This window comes from Bacillus timonensis (assembly GCF_000285535.1).
GTDB lineage: Bacteria > Bacillota > Bacilli > Bacillales > Bacillaceae_L > Ferdinandcohnia > Ferdinandcohnia timonensis.
In genome coordinates this window covers 1-318 of record NZ_CAET01000106.1, presented here as the reverse complement: position 1 = coordinate 318, position 318 = coordinate 1, and the positions used below count along the sequence as shown (strand labels likewise).

1 protein-coding gene is annotated in these 318 nt (G+C 48.4%); it reads right to left on the bottom strand.

The genetic code is table 11. From position 1 onward, the window contains the following. Positions 1 to 33: 33 nt before the first annotated feature. Positions 34 to 318 (bottom strand): hypothetical protein (locus BTHG_RS23885; RefSeq protein WP_010280249.1); only part of this gene is annotated, 285 nt, incomplete at its 5' end.

Genomic DNA, 318 nt, shown 5'->3' with positions numbered 1-318 from the left:
ATTTTTGCGTCTGCGTCCCACGGATTTGCATCTTTATCCCAATTTTTGCGTCTGTGCCCACGAATTAGCGTCACTTTCTCGATTTTTGCGTCGGCGCCCATGGATTTGCGTCGAAATCCTTATTTTTGCGTCTGCGCCCATGGATTTGCGTCGAAATTCTATTTTTTGCGTCTGCTCCCACGGATTTGCGTCATTATCCCAATTTTTGCGTCTGCCGCCCTCGGATTTGCGTCGAAATCCCAATTTTTTGCGTCTGCTCCCACGGATTTGCGTCATTATCCCAATTTTTTGCGTCTGCCGCTCACGGATTTGCGTCGA